A 21,144-nucleotide genomic window follows, 5' to 3' on the forward strand; every position below is an offset into this window, starting at 1 on the left:
GTGGGCCGTGGCGGTGCGGGCCTTCGAGCCGAAATTCGCGAGCGTGAGGACCATCGCGGTTCCGGGGCGCAGGCTCAGCCCGTCAACCCCACCCGCCAGCGCCGCACGGACGATCCGTGCGGCGCTGGCTCCGCACTGCCGGACGGGTCCTGAACCGCGTCCAGAAAGGTCCGTGCCCATGTCGGTCATCGAGACCACGATCAGCAGCACCGCCGCCTACCGCCAGGCCCTGGCCACCATCCAGAAGGCATCTGGTGCCTACGCGACCGGCGAGAGCCCGCTGGACGACGCCACCTTCGACCGGCTGCGGGACCAGCTGGTGGCATGGGAGGAGAACCACCCGGAGGACGTGGCGGCGAACTCCCCCTCCGGCAAGGTCGCTGACGGGGCGGTCCCTGCGGGTGAGGTCCCGCACACGGTGCCCATGCAGTCCCTGGACAAGGTGAACACGCCCGCCAAGCTGCTGGCCTGGGAGGCGTCGCTCCAGCGGCGTCTGGGCGGCCCGGTCACCGGCGGCTATGTCGTGGACGTGAAGCTGGACGGCTTCGCGGTCGCCGCGCGGTACCAGAGCGGTCGCCTGGTCAAGCTCGTCGGACGTGGTGACGGCCGTCAGGGCGAGGACTGGAGCCATGCCATCGGCTCGATCGCCGGTCTCCCCCAGCAGCTGGACCGGCCGCTGACCTTCGAGGTCAGGGGAGAGGTCCTCTTCACCCACAAGCAGTTCGAACGGGCCAAGGAGGTGCGCGCCCAGCACGGCGGGGACGCGTTCGCCAACGCCCGCAACGCCGCCGCTGGCACCATCCGGGCGAGGAACAGGGCCTACGCCCTGGAGATGACGTTCTTCGCCTTCCAGGCCGTCGAGCTGCCGGGCGGCGAGGTGTTCGCCCATACCTCGCACGCCGACCTGATGAAGTGGGTCGCCGACACCGGAATACAGACCACGGAGGCCACCCCGCCGAAGGCCCACGTCGTCGCGACGATGGCCGAGGTACAGAAGCAGGTCGCGGCGATCGCTGTGATGCGCCCCAGTCTGCCCTTCGACATCGACGGCGTGGTCATCCGCGCGAACAGCCGCGCCGAGCAGACCACCGCAGGTAGCGGATCGCGGCACCCCCACTACAGCGTCGCCTACAAGCTGCCCAGTCTGGAGCGAATGACCAAGCTCCTGGACGTGGTCTGGGCCGTGGGCAAGACCGGCATCCTCGCTCCCCGGGCCGTGCTGGAGGAGGTCGAGATCGACGGCAGCATGGTCACCTCCGCAACCCTGCACAACCCCTCGGAAATCACCCGTATTGGGCTTATGAAGGGAGATGCGGTCTACGTCCGGAAGGCCAACGACATCATCCCGCAGGTGGTCGGGCCAGTGACCCACCTGCGCACCGGGACCGAGGAGACGATCACCTTCCCCGCGTCCTGCCCGGTGTGCGGTGGGAAGATCAACACCGACAAGGGCCGCTGGACCTGCGATGAGACGGCGAACAATGGCGGCTCCTGCGGACTCCCCGCCGCCCTGCTGTACGCCGCAGGACGCGAGCAGTTCGACATCGACGGTCTCGGCCCGGCGGTGATCGGCAACCTCGTCGAGGCTGGTCTGGTGCGCGATGTCGGCGACCTGTTCCACCTCGCCCTGGATCAGCTCACCGAGGCGACCCGGGGCAGCGGTGAGGCGTCGAACCTGCTGGAGCAGATCACGGCAGCGAAGGACCGCCCGCTGGAGAAGGTGCTGGCAGCGCTGGGCATCGCGGGTACCGGAGTGGAACTCTCCGAGCGGCTCGCCGCTCACTTCCGGTCGATGGACGCATTCGTCACGGCCGACACCCAGGTGCTCATGGAGGTGGACGGCATCGGGGTCAAGAAGGCCGAGCTGATCGCCCGGCAGCTTCCCCGGGTCGCTGCGGTGGTCAGGAAGCTCGCCACGGCAGGCGTGAAGCTGGCGGCCGATCTTCAGTCCGCCCCCGTGAGCGGCCCGCTCGCAGGCAAGACGGTCGTCGTCACCGGCACGATGACGGGGCCGCTCGCTGCCTACGACCGCGCCGCGATGAACCAGCTGATCAAGGACGCGGGCGGCAAGCCCGGCCGCGACGTGACCTCCAAGACCCACCTGCTGGTCGTCGGGGAGCGGGCTGGAGGCAAGCTCGCCAAGGCCGAGAAGCACAAGATCGAGGTGATGAACGAGGAGGCGTTCGCCATCCTGGTCGCTCAGTTCACCAGCTGACCCGATCGGTCGTACATCCAGCGGAGCCCGCTCTCAGTGAGAGCGGGCTCCGCGTCTCCTTCCCGTTCCGGCCCTCTGCTGCACCGGGCGGGGCCTCACGTGCCGGCCGCCGCAGCCCCCGGCGGCCGCTCCTGTGCCCGTCGGCAGGCCCGCGCGCACAGGAGGCTCTGGGCGTCCGCGACCGCCGACGAGACCAGACACTCCGACCAAGAAAGACGATCATGAAGCACACGTATCTGTACCCCCTGCCGGACGATGCGCTCTTCCTGTGGAGGGCTGGCCGCCAGAGCGCGACCGACCTCTTCGGCGTCCCAGCGGACAGCCCCGACATGTGGACGAGGCTGGTCGCGCTGGACGAGCAGCTGGGGGAAGCACGTGAGACCGTCGCGCGGCTGATCGAGGACGCAGACCGCGTCTGTCTGGGGCAGCGGTACGCCATTCCTGGGTCCATCGACCCGCAGATCGCCGACATCGAAGAAGACGTCCACGCCTCCACCCGGACGGTGACCTGCCTTCTCTGGGACGCGCCGCTCCTGGACCCGTCACTGCGCACCGTGGTGGTCACCGCGCTCGGGCTGCCGGATGCCGAAGTGCCCGGGCGAGATCCCGCCGCGGTCATCACCCGGTTCCTTCAGGCCCATGAGCACCAGCGGCTCATCCCGTTCTGGATGTGACCGGCTGTCGCCGCACTGCCCGCCCTGCCTACGACCGGCGAAGCGCTCTGCCCCTGAACAGCCCTCGCTGCTGCTGCCCCCTCGGTGGACCGAGAGGGGGCAGCAGGCACCCTCGATCAGAAGCGGCGTTCTCACCTGCACGCTGTCCGGCTGTTACGCCGATCTCCCCAGCTCTTGAGGCCTCCCGATGCCACCTCACCGGGCAATCCTCGCTAACCGTCGCTATTCGTCGCATCAGCTCATAAGTTCAGCACTTCTCTCTCGAGCAGCCATTCGCTGCCAGTTGCCCAAGGCGCACGAGCACGTCCAGACCCGACCAACCGCTTCCACGAGGAATCACACGATGAGCATCGCTGCACGCACCCGGTACACCGGGGGCACCCGGACCGCTGGGTGCCTCCGGCTGCTCACTCTTCCGTTCCGGACGGCCTACCGGCTGTTCCGCCCGAGCCGCCAGGACCGGATATCGGACCCGGCCATCACGGCCGCGCAGGTCGCGCGGACCGCTGTCGGCGGAGCGGCCACACTGTGGCTGATCCGGTCCTACCCCCTCCAGGAGTCGGCGGCCGATGTCGCGGCGGACCAGGTGCTCGAGTTGTTCCTCAGCGCTGGCGTTCTGCTCGTCGCGGGCCCCATCGCTCTGGCCTGCTTCGTGCTGTCCGCGCGGTCTTCCGTGCGCGCCGTCTACTGCCGGCGTCTTGCCGGGCCGGCCGCGGGGTTCGCTGCGCTGCTCGGATCGGCAGTGGGACTGTGGTTCCTGCTTCTGGGCGGCGCGGTGCAGGTGACCCAGGCGCTTGGCGGTCTGCCGATCGTCGGCGCGCTCGTCTCCACGGCGGGCGTACTGTTCGGCGTTCCTTTCGGTGCTGCAGCCGTGGTGCTGAGCGTGCACTACACCTTCCGCGTCGGTGACGTCTCCGAGGTCCTGCCGCCCTTGCTGTCACCCGTGCTGGTCTGGTCGCTGTTCGTCGTCCAGGCCTTGGACGGCCCGCCTGTGGCTGCCCCTCCGGCAGTGCACGCGCTGTTCGTGGTCGGCCCGCCGGTGTCCGTCACGTTGCTGTCGGTGTGGGAGCTCCAACGCTTGCGTACGCGACACCACTTGACGATTCGCCGGGCTCTGGGACGGAGCACCACATCCTCCTGCTGAGGACCAGCGGCCGCAGGGGCGCCGAGGCTTCAGGTCGGGAGACGAGCTGTCCATCGGCGGCCTGGCGAAAGAAGCGACCAGTAGGGCATGAGGGGAGCGGGATTCGCGCGCATGCGGCGATCGGGCGGGTCCCGCCACACAGTCCAGGGCGTCAACACGCAGGTCAGGAGCTTCTCCGCCTGCTCCTCCTCACTACGCCCCGAGGGACCTCACGATGGCCGCGATCCCCCAGCCGCCCACCAGGCAGTGCACCCGATACAACAAGGACGGTTCACGCTGTGCCGTGAAGACCGTGACGGCCGACGGCTGGTGCCGGACCTGCGACGGATTCGGCCGCCCTGAAGCTGCTCAGCCGAAGAAGGAGCCCGTGCTGCAGCAGGCGACTCTCTGGCGGGAGACCAGCGATCGTCCGCTTGAGTCCGACGAGGCGTACGAGGTCTCCATCTCCAACGCGGCCCTGAACCACTTCATCGACGCGCACGGAGGAGATCGCCGGGCGGCAGAGGCGCAGATACGCTCGCTACTCGAAGATCTACTCACCACCGGCGCTCGCCCGGCGCAGCGGCATCCCGAGACCGGCTGGTGGCGGCTCCGTACCCAGCGGGACAAGTTCTCGGTCACCCTCAGCAGGGACGCCTCCGTCGTCACCGGTTACAAGGCCCGTCACGTGGATCGGACCTACGCCCAGGTCAAGGCTGGCGTCCCCAGCCGTGTGGCGTCTCCTCGCCATCGCGAGAGGAAGAAGTGGTTCCTGGCCTTGCAGACCGAGCTGCCCTTCGGCATGGGCGTGATGACCGCGCGGCTCTTCGCCCGCCTGGAGCTCGGGTTCGAGATGACCGAGGACAACGCCGCCGAGGTGATCGAGCAGATGCGGGACTACATGGCGCGGGCGGGTATCTCGCTGCCCACCCAGGAAGGCGAGTCCCGCGTCACCGACTCGGCGGGGCTGGAGTGGACCTTCGAGGTGCTTCCGGAGCAGCGCCCGTACCTCGTGCGCGTCTCGTGGGGCACCGAAGGGTAGCGGGCGGGCGACCGCGCCCTGAGCCGTGTCGCGGAGGACTGGGGCCCGGCGCCCCGACGCCGGGCTAGGGCTATACGGAGCGGGTTGCCGTCCCAGGCTGGTGCTCCAGTGTCGCAGCGGCGGCCCGGAGGTCGACTGGTAGCTCCTCGTCGCACCAGTACTGCGTGCCGGTCATCCGTCCGTTGCTCCGGGTGATGCGCCAGATCGGCAGGGCGTCACAGAATCCACTCGGGTCACGGACACGGTCGAAGACCGACCCGCAGATCTCGTGACCGGGGTAGCCGGCCCGCTCCGGAGGCAGCGGCCAGCCCGAGGGGCACAGCGACAGCCTCATCGTGTACCGCTTCCGCTTGAATCCGGGGACGACAGCCCCCTTCCACTCCAAGGTGGTCACATCCAGCGGGGTGCGGAGCGCGGGCTGCAGCCGGTAGACATCGCCCTCCGTGACGACTCGGCGCTCCTCGACGAGAACCCGGGCTGCGGTTTCGATGACATCTGCTGTGACTTCCTCGCCCGTTGCGTGATCAACGCGTTTACGGAAGTACGGGTCGGCCTGGATCCCGGCCAGCGCCGCGCCGTCGGGGTGTTCGGTCAGCCAGCGGCACAGCAGCCAGGCTGCGTGTCGGACGACCTCTGGTTGATCGCGAGCGGCATACCGGGTGATCGCTGTGGTCATGAGCGAACGGTAGAGGTCCGGGGAGCCACCGACCGTACGCCGACGTTGGAGCTCCCGAGCCGTGCCTGTCCTGGGCGGTGTCCGGTCTTCAGGCCAGAGTGCACTGCCGCGGACACGCGTTGACGGCACCCGGTCGGATGCCGACGTGCCGTCTGCCGCAGCACCTTGCTCCGGACGTAGAGAGGGACCCGTATGGCTACGCATGTCACCGAGCCGCTTGACCAGGAGGAGCGGGTGAGCCGGTGGGGGCTGGAACCGCACGTGCCCATCGACCTGTCACCGACCCGGATCTTCCTCTTCGTGATCAAGGTGGGCCTCGTCTACGGGGCGGCCTGTTGGGCGTGGGAGTACGCCCGGCGCAGTGGGCTCGCCGAGACGATTCACCAGCCTGTGGTCGCGTACCTGCGGTCGAACAGCGCGGGGCTGCCAATGGCCGCCGGTGACCTCGTCGACTGGTGGGTGGGCTTGGGCGCCGGGGCCTTTCTCACGAGCGCTGTCCTGCGGTCATGGCCCGCGCGTCTGCTCTGGTGCTGCTGGGGTGTCTGGTCGATAGCGATGGTCTCGGCCGGCACCCCGCAGGATGCCCGCTCGGTGGCCGTCGGTGTGGCCACGCTGGCCTGGGCGGCCGTCTCCGTCGTCGCGCTGCGCGGCCGCGGCTAGAACGCCGCTGCCTTCGTGCGGGACGTGGGCGCCCAAGTCCCGCACCATCCCGGGGCCGTGAGTCGCTACAGTCGCTGAGCATCTCCCGGCCCGGGCCCGGTAGAGGGCCCGGGCTCGCCCATCAGCCATGCGTAGGCAGCTTCTACCGCGTTCGCGGAGTGCGCGAACCGGTCGCCGGACTGGAAATGACGGTCGGCCAGTGCCTCCCAGCCTCCGGCGCGCTCGGCCGCGGCCTGGAAGGCGCGGGCGACACTGCCGGCGACTTCGACGTACACGTCGGCCTCCGGCGTGACCCACTGGTCGACGATGGTCATCACCTCCCGCATCGCCTGCTTGTCCAGGCGCCGGCCCTTGTCCGCCAGGTCCACGCCCAGGCCCCAGATGAGGCTGCGCATGGCCTGGGTCTCCCAGGTGTCATCGCCTCCGGCGTACAGACGGCTGCTCTGGCGCCGCTCGGACCGTTCGTACTCCTGGTCAGCGTGCCGTCGGGCGAGGCGGTAGAGCGCAACCAGCAGAGAAGCCGCTGCCCTGGGACCTGCTGCGGCGAGCCCGTCGCGCAGTCGCTCGACGTCCTCCTGCGGGACGGGCACGACGGTGCGCAGCGGTCCCCGTTCGGCATCCAGGGCGGCAAGGCTCTTCGGTTCTCCTCCGTCGCTCTGCAGGAGGGTGTTGGTGTACCGGGCGGGTCCGACCGCGAACCAGCCGACGTCCTGGCTGTCGACGACCCGGAATGGGTACTCCTCGACCTCGTCCACTTCACTGTCGAGAGGATGAAGGTCGGTCAGGCTGGGATGGGCTTCAGTGGTCAGCGCGTCGGGCTTCCCCTGCTGTACGGCCACAATCTGCTGACCCGTCTCTGGGGGCAGGGCATGGACGGAGACGTGCCGCTCGGTGATCCGTGGGTGCTCGTTCACGAGGGCGGTCAGGATCGCGGTGCTGGCGTCTCGGAGGAAGGCGTGCAGGGTCTGGGCGCTCCAGCGTCGGCGGGCGGAGACCCGCACCAGGAGCATCGCCGGCTTGTGGCCGGTCAGCGGAGGCATGCCCGTTTCACGCGTCGGCCGCGGGCCGTACACCTCGGCCCTGGCTCGGTACCAGCCGTCGTGGGAGATCAGGTAGTCGCAGGCGTCGGCGATCAGTTGCGCCGCATCGAGGCCGCCCTGGCCACGCGGCAACATGGCCACCACCATCAGCGGAGCCGTGAACAGCTCCCCGCTGTCCGCCTGCCCCAGCGGGTCGGGTGCCATCGGAACACCGGTGGGGGGCCGCCGGCCGGCGTCGGGCACGGTCCACTGCGCCAGCGCGGCCGCGGCCTCGCCGTACGTACGCCCCGATGCCGCCATCACCGCGCGTACTTTCAGTTTGCGGGTGCGGTCCTTCGTCATGCTCAACTCCATGCCGCGGCGCTTCCCACGCATACGCCGCACTGGAGTTCTGTGCAGGACGGCTTCGACCAGGAGCACGCGATTCCTCGAACCTTGCTCCGCCTTCGGAGACCGGGCGTGGGCCGCGTCTCCTGGGAGCTCCGGCGTACGTGCACGCCGCTCCGGGAGGCTACCGCACTGCTGGCTACGGGGAGCGGCGCCAGAACGACGAAAGGGCGCCCTCTGCAAGAGGGCGCCCTTGACGCGGGATACACCGTCGGAAGCGCGGGATCGCCGTCGCGGGCGGTCTGCGCGGTCCGGTCAGCTGAGGAGCAGGAGGAACCCGGTGATCACTGACACTCCGCCGAGAAGGAGGGCCAGGGGCGATGCGGTCACGGCGCCGTACCCCGCCGCGCCGAGGCCGCACAGTGTGGCGATCACGGCGATGGTGACGGTGAGGGGGCCGGTGCCGGTTTTCAGGCGCCGGATCTCGGTTGCCATATCGTCGGTCTCGTCGCGGTACAGCCGGTAGGCCTCGCTGTCCTTGTCGTAGGAACGGACCATCTCGGATCGGCGTTCGATCTCATGGCGCAGTGCGGCGATCCGCCGTTGTCGCCAGCCGGCCAGCCTCAGCAGTGCTAAGCCGACAAGGGCTGTCAGAGCGATGGCGGCTTGCCCGGCGTCGTGCATCGATTCCAAGTGGTCCCCCAAGTGGACGGGTCAGCGCAGTGCTTGCGCGTGCGTTCGTGCGCGTTGCAGGTGCCCGGTGAGTTCCCGAGCGGTGGTGGTCGCCTGTGAAAGAGCTCCCGTGGCGGTGTCCGCGCGCGGCCCTGCGTGGGTGTGCAGGGCCGCGCCGAGAAGCTCGGTGACGGCAGGCAGAGCAGCGGCGATCCGCCCGAGCTCATGTGCGCTGGTCGCCGCGAGGCGGGTGTGCTGCCATCCGGCCGTTCCGCGGTTCAACTCGCGGACCAGACGCTCGAGAGCGTCCGCGGACTGGCGCAGGTGGATGGTGGGGTTGTGGGTTGTCATACCGGCATCCTGCCGATCCCGGTGCTTGCGTGGTGGTCACTGGCTGGATCTCTTGATCTCCTCCTGGATGTCCTGGAATCGGTATGCGGTGGGCTTGCTCGGGCGGTCGGTGATTCGCACGGTCGGGATCGTGAGCGCTGCCTTCTTCAGCTCGGCCTGCAGGGTGCGACCCACCATGGCCAGCCGGTCGGTCCGGTCATCCCAGCGTCCCCACGTGGCGACGTCGGCGGCCCGCAGGTGGCCGTGGAGTTCGTCGACGGTCATCTGGGCAGGCCATCCCTCGCTTTCGAAGGCGTCCAGCAGGAGCTGGGCGATGCGGGGGACGGGCCTGCGGGTCGCGTCGCCTGTGGTGACGGCGTCCAGAGAGGGCAGCCCGACGTTGAGGCGCTCCTTGGCCCGCAGGAGTGCCGTGCCGGCGTCGAGGTGGGGGCAGTAGCGGAGGATCGGCGCCCGGTGCCTGGGGGTCAGGCAGTAGAAGCGTCCCGCGTCGGCGATGTCCCACTCCCCCGGGCTGGGCACCAGGAGGTGCGGCAGCCAGCCTGCGGAGATCGCGCTCCTGTCTCCGACGACGATCGGCACGTCGTCCATGCGGCAGGGCAGCATCACGCGGATCCCGAAGGAGTCGGCGACGGCGTCACCCATGATGTCGCTGGTCGCGTCCTGGGTGCAGATCACCAGGGTGATCCTGGCCTTCCGGCCGATCCTGATGAGGGCGAGGGCGTGCTCCTTGGCCTTCTTCGACAACTTGGAGTACTCGTCGAGAAACGCGATCAGGGCGGGCTCTTCGTCGGTGACGACCCAGTTGTCCTCGCCTTCGTCGAGGGCGGCGATGCGGTTCTCGGCGTAGCGGACCAGGTCGGCCAGCGCGGCCTCGATCTCCTCCTCGGTGTAGGCGGTCCGGCCGGCCAGGCCCCGTAGAGGTCCGAGTCCGCGGCCGGTCGGGTCGAGGTCCCAGACCACGGCGTCGGAGCAGGCGGTGGCGTATTCGGCGAGGGTGCGGACCATCGCTGACTTGCCGCCGCCGGACTTGGCCACGATGAGGATGTGCTGGCCGGCGAGGATGACGTCCGTGGGTTCGCCGTCGATGCTGATGCCGATGGAGACGGGCTTGAGGATCGAGCACGACAACGGGTTCCGCAGCGGGAAGGCCGGCGGGTTGGCGAACGGGTCTTCGGTGAGGACCCGGACCATCACCTCTGCGCTGTCGTTGGGGTTGTATCCCCCCTGGGCCATGGTGCGGCCCTGCCCGACGCGCAACGCGACATCGAGTTTCGGCAGCAGGCGGACAATGTCCGCCGGAGTACCGGAGTTGAGAACGGCGATGGCCTGCCAGCCGTAGGCGAGGCGTGAGGCATCCGTGACCTGTGCGATATCGGCATCGACGGAAAGAGCACGGAAAAGGCATTCCTCGACCTGTTCCGCATTCTCGGCCTGCCGGATCGGGAACGGCTTCCCGTCGTCCCCTGCAACAGGTTCTTCCGCGGGTTCGATTTCCTCGGGCAGTTCGGCGTAGGGAAATGTCAGGTGCGGAAGCGCGGGGGCCAGCGTCGTGCGCACTCGTCCCTGTACCCACAGGACGGTGGCGGTGGCCGCCGCCAGGACGAGATCCGTGACCACGACCGGGCCGGTGAACAGCGTGAGCCCGAGACCGTCCACCACGGTGAGGCCCACAGCCGTGGCGTGGAAGCGGCGGGCGCGCCGTCGGCGTATCTGCCCGCGTCCCACGGTGACGGCTACAGGCGTCGGCATGGCGGGCTCGAACTCCACCATCTCGACTTTCGCCTGGAACTTGGCCCACTTCTCGATTGCGTTCGCGGTGGCCGGAGTGGGCCCAGGGCCGCGGCCTTGCAGCATCAGCTGCATCTGGCGCTTGTTGTGCGCTTCCAGGCGGCTGATCTGGGCCCTGGCGAGGCCGGTCTTCTTGCGCTGGGCCGTCTGCCACAGGCGGTACTGGGTGTTGAGGAGGTCACGGGCGACATGCGCGTCGGTGAGGTCCTCGGCGGTTCGCCAGCGCCTGAACTCACCGGTCGTGTGACGGGCGCCCGTGGCGAGCACCTTGGCCTCGCGGGCGGCCAGCCGCCGAGCCAGGTGCAGCAGCATGCGGACGTACGGAGTGGTGTCCGGGTCCTCGTCGTCCTGGGAGGCGCCCGGGCCGGGGTCGTTGTCTTCGAGGAGTTCGGCGTCGACGATCTCGTTTTCGTCAGCGGGGCGGGTCATCGTGGGTTTCTGCCGTTCTCGGTGGTTCAGGTGGGGGTGTGCCTGCGGCCTGTCTGACCCGTTTCAGCAGGTCAGAGCCTGTTCTGAGGCCTGTCTCGCACCTGGCCGGGTGCAGGTGCGAGACAGGCCGATTCCAGGCCGCAGACAGGTCCTTGGACGGCTCAGGCCGAGTTGAGGAGGAGGTCTCCGACCGTGTTGCCGCTGGTGGTGATCAGACCGATGGCGCTGCCGATCAGACCGCCTCCGAGCCCGAGGAACACGCCGGTGAGTGCACCTCGGACGAGGGAGCCGGTGACGTCTGCACGGCCTGACTTGATCAGTCCGGCGTAGAAGCAGACGAGGACGAGCCCCGTGACCACACCGCCGAGGCCGACCTTCTCAGCGCCGGTGGCGGCCGGCTTCTGGCCGGTGACGTCGATCTCGGCTGCTCCCGCCAGGACGTACGCTCCGACCCCGTCACCGAGGGCAGCTGCGGCTCCGCCCATGGCGCCGAGGATTCCGCCGCCGAGGAACAGCAGGACGCCGATGGTCAGGCCGAGGAAGTAGTGCACCTTGGGGGTGGGGTCGCCGCCCTTCCACCGGCCCACCTGGTAGGCCAGCAGGGCGATGCCGATGATGACGGTGCCGGTCCCGCCGAGTGCTGCTCCGGTGGTGTTCATGCTGGTCAGACTCCGAATAGGTAATGAAGGGCGGGACGGTGGTAGCCGATGACGAGGGCGATGAGGAGGAACCAGAGGGTGCTGGTGACGGCTACGCGTAGCAGGTAGCCGAGACCTGGTGTCCTCCATGCGAGCCGGACGAGCCCGCCCAGGGGGGTCTTCGCGAGGATCAGGCCGATGACCAGGGCGGGAAGGGCTCGGCCGAGGAGGTACCAGGGGTCGTCGGCCATCGCGGTGGTGACGCCGGCGATGAGCAGGGCGGGGACGTTGAGTGGTAGCCGCATCCACTGGAGGTTCAGCGGGATGTGGGTCTTCCAGCCCCATGCGGTGGCTCTCTGCCGGACGGCGATTTCGGTGGCGGTGCGAGCTTCGGTGTAGACGTCGGCCAGCTCGTCGCGCGTCTCGTCGTAGGCGCGCATCACTCCGTCGCCGACGGAGCGCCAGTCGATCCCCCGCTCGTCCTCCGGCGCGTTCTTGCTGCTCACAGGCGCACCCCGCAGGCGATCAGCCGCTGGCGTATGCGCTCTTCGTTGGGGTCCCAGACGCTGAGGTCGGGAACGACCGTCAGGTGGCGCTGCTGGGGAAGAGCGCTGAGCGGGGAGGGACGGGAGGGGGTGGGTTCCGAACGGCGAGGCGCTCGAGGCAGTGGGATACGGATGGACATGGGCGCGTGCCTCCAAGCGGTAAGGAGGGAGCGGGCCCGGGATGCCTGTTGGCACAACTGGGCCTGCTGGCGGCGGCGGGTAGCGGGGTGCCCGGGGCACGGGCGAGCGCCAGGGCGTGCTGTGGGAAGCGACGCGGGGCGCTGGATGAGGTGGCGGCCGGGGCGGCTCACCTCATCCGCGAATCGTATATACGTTCGGCAAGCCGGGCGCGGGCTACTCCCCTTCGGCCGGTTCAGGGTCGGGGAGCCGGCCGGTCTCCTGGAGCAGTTCCTTGGCCCGCTTCCAGGAGCAGTTGACGGCGTTGGCTACGTAGTTCGGGCTGAGGGTGGGCTGGTCGGGGTCGAGCGCCTCCACCGCCGCGATCAACTCCTCGCGGGTGCGTCGGCCCCCCGACTTGCCTTTGACGGCGTCGGGGGTCGGACCCGATCGGGAAGCCTGCTCGGCGTCTTCCGTCGGGGCCGACGCGGGTGCAGTCGGGGTACTGGCCGGGTTGCCCGACGTGGCGTCGGGGGTGACCGGCACGTCGATGCGAGCCGATCGGGTGCCGTCACTTGCGGCGTTGATCGGGTGGCGGACCGAGCTGGTCGGCCGACGCGGTTCCAGCGGATCGGGGTTGCCAGCGGGCTGCGTCGGGGGCGACGGCTCCTCTACCCGATCGGTTTCGTTTCCGCTGGTGAGACCGCCGATCGGGGTCTGATCGGGGTGCCCGATCGGTACCTCGTCGGGGGTGGCGTTCGGGTCGGGGCGGGCGTGGTCGGGTTCGGGCGTCGGGGCCGACCCAGCGAAGCCGGGCGGCAGCGTCGGCCCGATCGTCGGGGCAGCGTCGAGGTCCGGCGTCGGCCCGATCATCGGGGTGAGATCGGAGTCGGGTTCGGGCGTCGGGGCCGATGCAGCGAAGTCGGGCGGCAGCGTCGCCCCGATCGTCGGGGCAGGGTCGGGTTCGGGCGTCGGCCCGATCATCGGGGTGGGATCGGGTCGGCCCGATGATCGGGTTCGGGCGTCGCCCCCGATGATCGGGGTTCCCGGTCGGGGTGCAGGGTCGGGGTTCCGAGTCGGGGGCAGGGAATCGTCGTCGGGGTGGAGGCCCGTCGGGGTGCCCGATCGGGGGCGTGCGGTCGCGAGGTGGAGAGGCACCGCGGCTTCGCCCTCGATGAGCGCCTCCGTGAGCGCGTGCAGTCCGACGTGATCCCCGAGGCTCATTCCGTCCGGCGGCTGGATCGCCCCGTACCGGACGGCAGTGATGAGGGTGGTGCGGGCACGCCACTCGGACCAGCGGGTGGAAGGGCCACGGCGTCGGCGCGGGTTGCGACGGTTGGTCCGGCTCCCGGTGACGCTGCCGTGCCGCCGGCGCTTGGCGTTGGCGATGTGACGGGCGACCTTGGCGAGGCGGAAGTCGCGGTCCAGGGCGCCGAGGTCGGCGGTGTGCGGAGCGGCCAGTCCGAGGCGTACGAGGAGCCGCCGCAGGGTGATGAGCGAGTGAACCTTCTCGACGCCGGTCGCACGCCGTTCCGGGGCGAGGCCTCGTTCCCAGAGGAAGCCCGCGATGACGGGTGCTGTCAGACGTGCCAGCACTGCCACGAAGACTTCGCCCGCGCTCAGGCCGTTGTGGTCGGCGACGGCCACTTCGATCGAGGCGAGGATCGCGGAGACGGTGACCGCGACCCACATGGCGATCCCGTCGGCTCCGGAGGGTTCGCCGGCCAGGATGTTCGCCCGGGCCCGGATCCCGGAGATGATGATGGTGCCCTCGACCATTCCGACGGCGATGAGTGCGCCGAGGTTGACCCAGTCGGTCGGAACTCCGGCGAGTTTCACGCTGTTCTGGGCGATCGGCCACATTCCGAGGAGCGCGGCGAAGGTGGCGATGCTGGCGAAGATATAGGTGCCGATATCGGCTACTCGCCTCGCCCGGTGAACGCGAAGGGTCCTTTCTCGCTCTTCGCGTTTTCTGCGCTGGTCCTCGCTTTCGTCGAGAGGGCCAGGGGTGCTGGTCTTGTCGCGGGTGAGGACTTTGGAGATGCCGATGACCGCACCGAGTCCGAGGATGACGACCGCCACGAGAACCACGGGGGACGTGGCGAGGCTGGTCAGGTTGATGCCGGACACCGGCGTGCTCCTTTACTGGTGTGCGTGGGATGTGCTCATGGGGCCGGAGCGGTGTCCGCCGCCGGGTCGGGGATCCAGGGGTGGGTCACCCGGTTCGGGCAGGGGCCCCAGTGCTGGCGGTGGTTGTCGAGGTCGCCGTGGTCTTCGGTGCAGTGGGAGTTCGTACACGGCACGGCGACCACTCCGCGCCCTTCACAGTCGGGGCAGTTGGTGGCGAGGGCGGCGCGGTACATCTCCATGCGCAGCCGGCCGACCGAGGCCCACGCCGTCGCCTCCGGGAAGTCGCCGTTCGTGATGGAGTCGAGCGCGAGGGAGTGTGCTCGGCGAGCGAGGTCGAGCAGGCGGTCTGGAGTGTGTTCGCCGCCATGGGTGGTCATCGGTGTTCATCTCCTTGGGGCGGGGCCTTGATGGCCCCGCCCCTTGTCGGGTGTTCAGGTGCGCTTGCCTCGCCTGCTGGGCTCGTCGAGCTTGCGCAGGATGCCGATGCGGCTGGCGGCCTTGGAGGCTTCGCTGCGGACGGCAGCGGTTCGGGTGGGGGTGATGTTGGCGGAGGACCGTCGGGGGCCCGGGTTGAAGTACCGGTCCCAATCCATCAGCCGCGCCTCCATCCACGGAGCCCGCGGCGGCCGGGGTCCGGCTCGCGGCGCCCGGTCTCCCGGCCGCGCTCGGAGGCTTCCCAGCGGGCTGCCGCGTCGGAGGCTGCCCTTGCGTTCCTCGGTGCCCGGCCGCGGAAGGTGCTGCCGCCGGAGGATCCGTGTCGGCCGAGGTCGGAGAAGCTGAAGTTCAGCGGCGCCATCACGCGCCCCTTCCGATGAGGCGGGCGGTCTGCCGTTCCGCTGCTTCGGAGGCCTGGCGCGCCTCGTCAGCGCGCTGCTTCTGCTCGGCGTACGTCACCGGCGGCCACCGCCTTTCACGCGGAAGGCGCAGGTCTCGCCGAGGACGCAGGTTGCGCAGACCTTGGCGGCCGCCGTCTTGTCGGCGGACTTCGGAGTGCCGCTCCCGCCGAGCCGCTCGAACAAGTCGACCCTGCTGGCGCAGGCCGCGCGTCCCGCGTCGGAACGCGGGACCGTGCGGACGGCCTTGAGGGTGCGACGGCTCAGCGTCGTGATCGGATCGGCGGCCATCAGACTCCCCTGAGGCCCAGGCCGAGACCGGCTCGGTCCATCCGGCGGTCGGCCTCGGCCCGGCGGATCTCGGCGGCACGTCGGCGCTGGTCAGGGGTGAGAAGCCTGGGCTTCTCGTCGTCGGGGTGGGCCGGGTGTTCGAAGGCGGCGTACCGGTCGCCTTCGGTGGCCGTAGAGTGCTGCATGTTCCGTGCTCCTCGCTGACTGAGGTGTGCGGACGGTCCCCGGGGTCTGCTCCCGGGGGTGGAGGGCCCTTCGTCCAGCGCTGGAATCGCTGGGTGCGGAGGGCCCTTTGTGTGCCCTGAGCGGGCGCAGCTCCCGCACATCCGTGGTGGCATGCGCGGGACTGAATCCGTTCAGTTCAGCGGCCCGCCGATGAGCGGGCCGTTCGTATGCGCTCTGTGCAGTTCTGAAACAACGTGGCTCTGCGGCCCGGCAGTTGATCTCTGCCGTCATGGAACGTAGCGCAGAAACTAACGACGTCGCAACACGACGTCGTTAGTTTCTAACGCTGTCGTGAGATTTGCAGGGTGACGCGATACGCTGCGACGATGCGCGCCATGACAATGGAGCCGCCGACGATGCCCACCTACGAGCGGGAGCTCGCCGTCGGCCGCCTACGCGGAGAGTGGGGAGACGTTCTGGCGCTGTCCTGCAACGACACCCTCACCGGCCCCAGACCTCAACTCGTCTCCCGCCACAACAGGCCCGCCGCGGTGATCGTTTCGACCGGCTGGTACGGACAAGCGCGCAACGCTCTGGGCACCGCGCCAGAGGTCCAGCTCTTCAGCTCGGACAACGCGCGGACCGAGCTGACGCGCATCCTCACGGACGTGGCAGAACACGGCCATCACATCGTGATCAAGGTGGACCGGTACGAGGTCGTTGCTTTCGTGCCCGTCTCCTGGCACCAGCTCGCCGTACAAGCGCTCGCCAACACGAGCAACGCCTCCGAGGACTGATACGCCGGCTGCCGCCTGGTCCCGCGCCCCTTCGGGCGGAGAGCGCCAGCGGACAGCAGCTTCCCAAGGGCGGCCCTCGCCAGTCCGGTTCCGCCTCCTCGAAAACGCCACGACCGGCCGGCGGCGCGGTAGAAGATGTCCGGTGGCAGCAGCCACTTCCTAGGCTGCGCCGCGTGGAGGGGGAACGGACCATGCCACTGGACCTGAGCCGCGTAGGAACCGGACGCAGCGAACCGCTGCTGCGGCCCCGGGACATCTACGCCGCACTGCCTCGCCGGCCGTGGCCTTACCTGCGGCATGAGCAGGGCGAGGTACTGGAGAAGTGGTTCGGGCGACGCGAACGCCGCGATGTGGTGATCAAGCAGAACACCGGCGGCGGGAAGACGGCGGTCGGGCTGCTGATCGCGCGCAGCACCCTCAACGAGGGAGTGGGAGCCGCGGTCTACCTCGCGCCGGACCGCTATCTCGCCGCGCAGGTCCGGGCAGAGGCCGAGTCGATGGGGCTGGCCGTCACCGACCGCGTCGACGACCTGGCCTTCCGGGCCGGGCAGTCCATCTTGGTGACCACCTTCCAGAAGCTGGTCAACGGGCAGTCCGTGTTCGGCGTGGTCGGGGACAGCCGGGAGAAGCTGGACGTCGGCATCGTCATCGTGGACGACGCGCACGCCGCCCTCACCACGACGGAGGCGCAGTTCCGGCTCACCGTGCCCGCCGGCCATGCCGCGTACGAGGCGCTGAGTGCTCTGTTCGCCTCCGAGCTCCAGGCGCAGTCACCCAAGGGCTGGGCGGACATCCGGGCGCACGACCACACCGCCTCGGTGCCCGTGCCGTTCTGGTCGTGGATCAGCCAGCAGCAACGGATCATGGACATCCTCCACCCGCACGCCGGGGAGGAGGGCTTCAAGTTCACCTGGCCGCTGATCGCGAACATGCTGCACCTGTGCTCGGCGACCGTGACCAGCCAGGAGATCCAGGTCAGTCCCCCGTGTCCGCCGATCGCGATGATCCCCGCGTTCGCGGGAGCGCGTCGGCGCGTCTACCTCACGGCCACGCTCGCGGACGACAGCGTGCTCGTCACCGACCTCGACGCCGGACCGAAGGACGTGCAGCAGCCGGTGACGCCGGGCAGCGCGGCGGACCTCGGCGACCGCATGATCCTCGCGCCCATCGCTCTCAACCCTCAGCTCGACGAGGAAGCCGTCCGCCAGCTGGCCCGGCAGTTCGCCGACGGTGACCGGGACGGCGACGGCACGGCCGAAGCGCAGCCGGTCAACGTGGTGGTCCTGGTCCCCAGCACCCGGGCGGCTGCGCCGTGGCGGTCGTACGCGGACGTGGTCGTGCACGCCGGAGAGCTGCCGAGCACCGTGCGCGCTCTCAAGGACGGGCGGGTCGGACTCGTCGTCATGGTGAACAAGTACGACGGCGTCGACCTCCCACGGGAGGCCTGCGAACTGCTGATCCTCGACGGCGTACCGCGCCCGATGGACCCGACCGAACGCCGGGAGGCCGCGCTCCTGTCGGGCAGCCCGACCCTGCTGGCCCGGCAGATCCAGCGCATCGAGCAGGGCATGGGACGAGGCGTACGCGACAGCGAGGACCACTGCGCTGTACTGCTCCTGGGCAGCCAACTCGCCGTCGCTCTGCACGACCCGAAGCAGCGGGCCCTGTTCTCACCGGCGACCCGCGCCCAGATCGACCTGAGCAGCAGCCTCGCCGAGCAGCTCACCGGCAAGGGGCTGGACGGAATCCGGGAAGCGATCGGCCTGTGCCTGAGCCGGGACCCGCAGTGGCGGGCACTGAGCCGTGAAGCACTCGCTGCCGTCCACTACGCCCCCACCGGAACCGTCCGGGACGAAGCCATCGGCGTACGCGAGGCGTTCAACCTCGCGGCGACCGGCCGCTACACCGACGCGAGCGACCGGCTGCAGAAGGCCATCGGCATGGTCAGCGACCGCGCGGTGCGAGGCTGGCTGATCGAACAGCGTGCCGCGTACCTCCACCACGTCGAACCCGCGGCCGCGCAGAAGCTGCTCTCCAAGGCCCTGGACGACAACCCGTTCGTCCTCCGCCCCGCTGGCGGAGTCACCCCCGCCCAGCTCCGCCCCGCGGCTGTTCAGGCAGAGGCAGCGGCAGCGTTCCTGTCCGAGACGTACGCCGACGGCACCGCACTGCTCCTGGGCGTGCAGGCGCTGCTTGAGGAAGTGGTGTGGGGAGACCCGGAGCGTTCTGACGATGCCGAGCGCGCATGGGAAGCCCTGGGGCGCCATCTGGGGTTCGCCAGCTCCCGCCCGGAGAAGATGTACGACACCGGGCCGGACAACCTGTGGGTACTCGGCGGCGGCCGGCACGCGGTGATCGAGCTGAAGACGGGCTGTGTCGCCGAGACGATCGACAAGCACGACCTGGACCAGCTTGGTGGCAGCGTCCGCTGGGACAAGCAGGCGTACCCCGAGGTCACCCAGCAGCTCCCCGTGATCGTCCACCCCAGTCGCACGCCGCACTTCCAGGCGATCACCGTCGAAGGGATGCGGGTCGTCACCCTGGAGCGGTGGGAAGCGTTGACCACCGCGGTGCGCAGCTGGGCAGAGGCACTCACGCACGGCCAGCACCGCTGGGGCAACCCGCACGCTGTCGCCGAGCAGTTGGCCCACCACAAGCTGACCGCTGGGGCCCTGTTCTCGACGTTCGCCCAGGCGCCTGGCGCCGCAACTCCCTGAGGGCTCGCCGGATCGCGGGCCCGCCGCGCGGCGGGCGGACACGAGAGGTTTCGGGGCTCCGGGAGGACCCCACGCCGGGCGCGTTGGCGGTTCGGGGATTGAGGAACATCGCTGCCGGATCGTGCGCCTGTACGCTCCGTGATCGCAATGCCGCAGACGAGGTGCTGGTGGCCTGGTCGGGCTGCTGACGCTCACAGGCCGAACACCGTGCGGGCCTGCTGGGTGAGGGCTTGCCCGTAGCAGCCCGGATTGGGCGGGCGTGCCGACGAACGGAAACCCGGTGCGCGACGAGTGCGGCGGGGTGCAGAATCGTCGGCCATGCGGCGAACCCTCTCCCCTGACCCCGTTCCGGAGACCCAGTACTTCGAACGGGTCCTGCGCCACGACCCGAACTCGCTGACGCAGTTGATCGCGGCCACCAGTGCCAGCCTTCCGTCCGCCCGCAACCTGGGCTCCAAGGGCCTCGGCCTGTACACGCCGGGAGCCCTGCTCGACGCGGCCTGGGTCTCCCTGGCCCGCGGCCGGGACGGCCGACCCGCCGCCACCGACCGCGACCTCCAGCAGATCCTCGACCTGTACCTGGCCCTGGACGACCCGGTCACCCAAGCCCCGGAAGGCATGAAGCGCTGGGAGGGGTACCTGCAGCGGACCATCCACCAGCAGGGCCCGTGGCAGGAGGACGAGTACTCGCAGCTGAGCCGGTCCATCGCCATGCTGGAGCAGACCCCCTACCCGGACGACGCGGACAACCCGCTGGAGGTCATCCTCCCGGGCTGGGACCGCGACGTGCTCGGCTGCTCCTTGGCGGACTACCTCGGCATCGCCCACCTCGTCTGGGCCTGCGCCACCGCCCACCCGAATCCGCGCCGCCGCGGCCGGTTCGCTCTGGACTGGTACCCCGCCGAGGACTACGACCAGTTTGACGGACTCCGCTCCCCCGCCCAGATCAAGGCGGTCCTGAACCGGCACTTCGTCACCACCAAGACCAAGCTCCGTGCGGCCTTCCCGGCCGACAGCGACCCGCTCTTGCGCCGCTACACCCACAACCCGCTCCGCTCCCGCCCGCTGGTCGGCGGCGTCCCGGGCGGCTACCTCATCCCAGTGCCGGCCGCCGTGCTGGGCAAGGCCACCCCGCTCGGCCTCTACTACACCGGGGGCGACAACAACTCGGCCTGGGGCAAGGCGTTCACCAACGACCTCGGCAACCTCTTCGAGCACTACGTCGGCCGCCACCTCGACCTGCTGCCCGACGCCGAGGTCCACCCCGAGATCCGGGTCAAGATCTCCAAGAAGGTAAGCAAGAAGACGATCGACTTCTTCGTTGTTTTCCCCGACCTGGTCCTGTTGGTGGAGGTGAAGTCGTTCCGGCCAAGCGAGCAGCTGCGGCTCGGCGGGCCCGACTTCACCACGCTCCTCGCCAAGCAGTTCACGAAGCCGTTCGAGCAGATCAACAGGTCGGTCCGCCTCCTGCGCTCCGGCGAGCACCAAGAGCTCGCCGGAATCCCCACCGACCGCCGGATGCTCGGGATGGTGGTGACCATGGAGCAGTTCCACCAGATCAACACCCCAGCCCACCGCGTGGCCCTGCCCGACACCGACATCCCCGTGATGGTCACCTCCATCGCCGACCTGGAGGACGCGGTCACCATCACCGGGACCAGCCTGGCCGATCTCCTCTGCACGGCCTACGACGCCGACGCCGTGTACCTGCGCCAGCTGTTCCCCCAGTACGAGTTCCTGGAGTACAACGCTGTCCTGGAGCAGGGCTGGTCCGCAATCCCGTTCGCTCGCCCCCGCCAGCCGCGGGCCCAGGAAGCTCGTGCCGCCGAGTCCGGCAGCACCGGCTGAGACCCCGAGCCACCCGGAGTTCGGGGGTCGAGGAACAACGCTGCCGCACGATCCGGCAGCGTTGTT

At 69.6% G+C, this 21,144-nt stretch carries 20 protein-coding genes; 8 read left to right on the forward strand and 12 right to left on the reverse strand.

All coding sequences use genetic code 11. The features are described 5' to 3' along the window. The first annotated feature begins 178 nt into the window (after positions 1 to 178). From ligA to ACWCQM_RS18575, 4 genes are all read left to right on the forward strand, one after another. The gene (ligA, locus tag ACWCQM_RS18560) at positions 179 to 2,215 is read left to right on the forward strand and encodes an NAD-dependent DNA ligase LigA (RefSeq protein WP_450916279.1); all 2,037 of its coding nucleotides are present in this window, start codon (positions 179 to 181) and stop codon (positions 2,213 to 2,215) included. Positions 2,216 to 2,436: 221 nt separating this feature from the next. Further along, a complete protein-coding gene (locus tag ACWCQM_RS18565) occupies positions 2,437 to 2,889 on the forward strand; it encodes a hypothetical protein (protein ID WP_450916280.1) in 453 nt (150 codons plus the stop codon). Positions 2,890 to 3,232: 343 nt separating this feature from the next. Next, a complete protein-coding gene (locus ACWCQM_RS18570) occupies positions 3,233 to 4,033 on the forward strand; it encodes a hypothetical protein (RefSeq protein WP_450916281.1) in 801 nt (266 codons plus the stop codon). 214 nt (positions 4,034 to 4,247) lie between these two features. After that, positions 4,248 to 5,054, forward strand: a complete 807-nt coding sequence (locus ACWCQM_RS18575) for a hypothetical protein (protein ID WP_450916282.1) — start codon at positions 4,248 to 4,250, stop codon at positions 5,052 to 5,054. Positions 5,055 to 5,124: 70 nt separating this feature from the next. Here ACWCQM_RS18575 and ACWCQM_RS18580 read toward each other — a convergent pair whose 3' ends face one another. Next, complete coding sequence (locus ACWCQM_RS18580) at positions 5,125 to 5,730, reverse strand: hypothetical protein (RefSeq protein ID WP_450916283.1); 606 nt, start codon at positions 5,728 to 5,730, stop codon at positions 5,125 to 5,127. Between the two features lie 192 nt (positions 5,731 to 5,922). Here ACWCQM_RS18580 and ACWCQM_RS18585 point away from each other — a divergent pair, with 192 nt between their 5' ends. Beyond that, positions 5,923 to 6,390, forward strand: coding sequence for a hypothetical protein (locus tag ACWCQM_RS18585; RefSeq protein ID WP_411098752.1), 468 nt, complete (start codon positions 5,923 to 5,925; stop codon positions 6,388 to 6,390). 65 nt (positions 6,391 to 6,455) lie between these two features. On the opposite strand, the gene ACWCQM_RS18590 is transcribed toward ACWCQM_RS18585, so the two are convergent. The 11 genes from ACWCQM_RS18590 to ACWCQM_RS18640 all read right to left on the reverse strand — a co-directional run bounded on the left by ACWCQM_RS18590 (position 6,456) and on the right by ACWCQM_RS18640 (position 15,736). After that, the gene (locus tag ACWCQM_RS18590) at positions 6,456 to 7,772 is read right to left on the reverse strand and encodes a hypothetical protein (RefSeq protein ID WP_450916284.1); all 1,317 of its coding nucleotides are present in this window, start codon (positions 7,770 to 7,772) and stop codon (positions 6,456 to 6,458) included. 300 nt (positions 7,773 to 8,072) lie between these two features. After that, positions 8,073 to 8,450, reverse strand: coding sequence for a hypothetical protein (locus tag ACWCQM_RS18595; RefSeq protein WP_376620833.1), 378 nt, complete (start codon positions 8,448 to 8,450; stop codon positions 8,073 to 8,075). A gap of 21 nt (positions 8,451 to 8,471) precedes the next feature. After that, positions 8,472 to 8,780 carry a hypothetical protein gene (locus ACWCQM_RS18600; RefSeq protein ID WP_376620834.1) on the reverse strand — a complete coding sequence of 103 codons (309 nt, stop codon included), beginning with the start codon at positions 8,778 to 8,780 and terminating at the stop codon, positions 8,472 to 8,474. A gap of 36 nt (positions 8,781 to 8,816) precedes the next feature. After that, positions 8,817 to 10,997, reverse strand: coding sequence for a hypothetical protein (locus ACWCQM_RS18605; RefSeq protein ID WP_450916285.1), 2,181 nt, complete (start codon positions 10,995 to 10,997; stop codon positions 8,817 to 8,819). A 161-nt stretch (positions 10,998 to 11,158) separates the two neighbouring features. Next, positions 11,159 to 11,656: a hypothetical protein gene (locus ACWCQM_RS18610; RefSeq protein ID WP_396318478.1), complete on the reverse strand. Its 498-nt coding sequence runs from the start codon at positions 11,654 to 11,656 to the stop codon at positions 11,159 to 11,161. Between the two features lie 5 nt (positions 11,657 to 11,661). Beyond that, the gene (locus tag ACWCQM_RS18615) at positions 11,662 to 12,141 is read right to left on the reverse strand and encodes a hypothetical protein (RefSeq protein WP_450916286.1); all 480 of its coding nucleotides are present in this window, start codon (positions 12,139 to 12,141) and stop codon (positions 11,662 to 11,664) included. A gap of 393 nt (positions 12,142 to 12,534) precedes the next feature. Then, entirely contained in the window at positions 12,535 to 14,427 is a 1,893-nt protein-coding gene (locus tag ACWCQM_RS18620; protein WP_450916287.1) for a hypothetical protein, read from the reverse strand. A gap of 35 nt (positions 14,428 to 14,462) precedes the next feature. Continuing rightward, on the reverse strand, positions 14,463 to 14,804 hold the full coding sequence (locus ACWCQM_RS18625; RefSeq protein ID WP_450916288.1) for a hypothetical protein: 342 nt from the start codon (positions 14,802 to 14,804) through the stop codon (positions 14,463 to 14,465). Positions 14,805 to 14,858: 54 nt separating this feature from the next. Continuing rightward, positions 14,859 to 15,020 carry a hypothetical protein gene (locus ACWCQM_RS18630; protein WP_376620840.1) on the reverse strand — a complete coding sequence of 54 codons (162 nt, stop codon included), beginning with the start codon at positions 15,018 to 15,020 and terminating at the stop codon, positions 14,859 to 14,861. A gap of 297 nt (positions 15,021 to 15,317) precedes the next feature. Next, positions 15,318 to 15,551 carry a hypothetical protein gene (locus ACWCQM_RS18635; RefSeq protein WP_450916289.1) on the reverse strand — a complete coding sequence of 78 codons (234 nt, stop codon included), beginning with the start codon at positions 15,549 to 15,551 and terminating at the stop codon, positions 15,318 to 15,320. Next, entirely contained in the window at positions 15,551 to 15,736 is a 186-nt protein-coding gene (locus tag ACWCQM_RS18640) for a hypothetical protein (protein ID WP_450916290.1), read from the reverse strand. The genes ACWCQM_RS18635 and ACWCQM_RS18640 overlap by 1 nt, the downstream gene beginning before the upstream one ends. A 366-nt stretch (positions 15,737 to 16,102) precedes the next feature. On the opposite strand from ACWCQM_RS18640, the gene ACWCQM_RS18645 reads away from it, so the two are divergent. The 3 genes from ACWCQM_RS18645 (at position 16,103) to ACWCQM_RS18655 (ending at position 21,078) form a co-directional block, all read left to right on the forward strand. Next, positions 16,103 to 16,513, forward strand: a complete 411-nt coding sequence (locus tag ACWCQM_RS18645) for a hypothetical protein (protein ID WP_332758477.1) — start codon at positions 16,103 to 16,105, stop codon at positions 16,511 to 16,513. A gap of 191 nt (positions 16,514 to 16,704) precedes the next feature. Then, positions 16,705 to 19,230, forward strand: coding sequence for a DEAD/DEAH box helicase (locus ACWCQM_RS18650; RefSeq protein WP_450916291.1), 2,526 nt, complete (start codon positions 16,705 to 16,707; stop codon positions 19,228 to 19,230). Positions 19,231 to 19,548: 318 nt separating this feature from the next. Beyond that, positions 19,549 to 21,078 carry a nuclease-related domain-containing protein gene (locus tag ACWCQM_RS18655; protein WP_351867467.1) on the forward strand — a complete coding sequence of 510 codons (1,530 nt, stop codon included), beginning with the start codon at positions 19,549 to 19,551 and terminating at the stop codon, positions 21,076 to 21,078. Positions 21,079 to 21,144 lie beyond the last annotated feature (66 nt).

The sequence above is a fragment of the Streptomyces sp. NPDC002125 genome, from assembly GCF_053593715.1.

Excerpts from the sequence above, each read along its gene's own strand:
- ACWCQM_RS18600 (WP_376620834.1), bottom strand. The coding sequence starts at position 8,780 with ATGACAACCCACAACCCCACCATCCACCTGCGCCAGTCCGCGGACGCT.
- ACWCQM_RS18655 (WP_351867467.1), top strand. The coding sequence starts at position 19,549 with ATGCGGCGAACCCTCTCCCCTGACCCCGTTCCGGAGACCCAGTACTTC.
- ACWCQM_RS18570 (WP_450916281.1), top strand. The coding sequence starts at position 3,233 with ATGAGCATCGCTGCACGCACCCGGTACACCGGGGGCACCCGGACCGCT.
- ACWCQM_RS18630 (WP_376620840.1), bottom strand. The coding sequence starts at position 15,020 with ATGGATTGGGACCGGTACTTCAACCCGGGCCCCCGACGGTCCTCCGCC.
- ACWCQM_RS18610 (WP_396318478.1), bottom strand. The coding sequence starts at position 11,656 with ATGAACACCACCGGAGCAGCACTCGGCGGGACCGGCACCGTCATCATC.
- ACWCQM_RS18650 (WP_450916291.1), top strand. The coding sequence starts at position 16,705 with ATGCCACTGGACCTGAGCCGCGTAGGAACCGGACGCAGCGAACCGCTG.
- ligA (WP_450916279.1), top strand. The coding sequence starts at position 179 with ATGTCGGTCATCGAGACCACGATCAGCAGCACCGCCGCCTACCGCCAG.
- ACWCQM_RS18590 (WP_450916284.1), bottom strand. The coding sequence starts at position 7,772 with ATGACGAAGGACCGCACCCGCAAACTGAAAGTACGCGCGGTGATGGCG.
- ACWCQM_RS18580 (WP_450916283.1), bottom strand. The coding sequence starts at position 5,730 with ATGACCACAGCGATCACCCGGTATGCCGCTCGCGATCAACCAGAGGTC.
- ACWCQM_RS18625 (WP_450916288.1), bottom strand. The coding sequence starts at position 14,804 with ATGACCACCCATGGCGGCGAACACACTCCAGACCGCCTGCTCGACCTC.
- ACWCQM_RS18635 (WP_450916289.1), bottom strand. The coding sequence starts at position 15,551 with ATGGCCGCCGATCCGATCACGACGCTGAGCCGTCGCACCCTCAAGGCC.
- ACWCQM_RS18640 (WP_450916290.1), bottom strand. The coding sequence starts at position 15,736 with ATGCAGCACTCTACGGCCACCGAAGGCGACCGGTACGCCGCCTTCGAA.
- ACWCQM_RS18565 (WP_450916280.1), top strand. The coding sequence starts at position 2,437 with ATGAAGCACACGTATCTGTACCCCCTGCCGGACGATGCGCTCTTCCTG.
- ACWCQM_RS18605 (WP_450916285.1), bottom strand. The coding sequence starts at position 10,997 with ATGACCCGCCCCGCTGACGAAAACGAGATCGTCGACGCCGAACTCCTC.
- ACWCQM_RS18645 (WP_332758477.1), top strand. The coding sequence starts at position 16,103 with ATGCGCGCCATGACAATGGAGCCGCCGACGATGCCCACCTACGAGCGG.
- ACWCQM_RS18585 (WP_411098752.1), top strand. The coding sequence starts at position 5,923 with ATGGCTACGCATGTCACCGAGCCGCTTGACCAGGAGGAGCGGGTGAGC.
- ACWCQM_RS18575 (WP_450916282.1), top strand. The coding sequence starts at position 4,248 with ATGGCCGCGATCCCCCAGCCGCCCACCAGGCAGTGCACCCGATACAAC.